General features: G+C 46.8%; 1 protein-coding gene and 1 pseudogene. Both read left to right on the top strand.

Annotated elements, in window-relative coordinates; genetic code table 11:
- On the top strand, positions 1 to 714 hold a 714-nt coding region (locus BM090_RS18650), incomplete at its 5' end, for a hypothetical protein (RefSeq protein ID WP_177200023.1).
- Positions 714 to 1,063: pseudogene (locus tag BM090_RS18095) on the top strand (hypothetical protein); the annotation flags it as partial. The gene BM090_RS18650 and the pseudogene BM090_RS18095, both read left to right, overlap by 1 nt.

Below are 1,063 nucleotides of genomic sequence, written 5' to 3'. Positions count from 1 at the left end.
GATTATTACCGCAACCGCGATAGCTTTTGGCCTGAGTATTTGGAAAAAAACATTTGGCTACAATTTCGCGGCCATGCCAAAACAACCAGTCTGCAAAGCCCTGAATACCTCTTTGCCTTGTGTGCAGGCAGCAGCGTTGTTTTTACCTACTATTTGGCCGACGGTAGCACCGTTTCTTACTCATGGATTTGCGACCCGTTGCGGCTTCATGCCATGCCTATCATGGAAAATGCGCCCACCAATACGGTTAGGATTATGGCGCAAATGCAGCGTGCGGCGACTGTTTACGGTGAGCCATTGATTTGGCTCATTGACCAGCAGCCCCAGCAACAAGAACGTTATGTGATGTTCAGAAACCAATACGGCATCATGGAAACAGTTCGTTGCACAGGTGAGCTGTCCGAAGAATACGAGCGAGCCACCACCGTACTTTCCACGCGCTATGTCAAACACAACGAACATCTTAGCATTGCCCCCTCTTTTGTGTGGAAGTCCGCCGAGAGCCAGCGCAAAGACATTCTTTCTACGGGTTGGATTACGGTGGCTTACCGTCAATACTTGGCCGAGCAGCTCACAGGTAGCACAGAAGCCTATTTGTACGAGGCCGAATCGGGCGCGTTAATTCCTATCAATATCACTTCTAAAAAACTCGAATCGTTCCAAGATAATGAGTTTATGGCCGCGCTTTCACTGGAATTTAATTATTTGATTTAATGGAACTTACAATAAGAACAACCGACGGACGCAACATTGACCTTGCACCCGATACCAGCCTTTCTTTTGACCTCAAAAACACTGCTTTCGATTCGGAAGTATTGTTGGGCAGTTATTCCTTGCCCGTGAATTTACCGCCCACACCTAACAATCGGCTATTGTTTGGGTTTCCCGAAAACCCCGCCAGTAAAAGTGCTGTATATCAATTGGAAGTGATTGTTTCTTACGGTGCTTTCAACATGATTGGAACGCTCAAGCTCAAAAAGGTAAGTGCCAAACAATATACCACCGTGATTTTGGTCGGCATTTCCAACGCTTCGGATGTTTTGAAAAATACCATGCTGCCCGA

Source organism: Flexibacter flexilis DSM 6793 (genome assembly GCF_900112255.1).
In the GTDB taxonomy this organism is placed as follows: domain Bacteria; phylum Bacteroidota; class Bacteroidia; order Cytophagales; family Flexibacteraceae; genus Flexibacter; species Flexibacter flexilis.
This window is presented reverse-complemented; position numbering and strand designations above follow the sequence as displayed.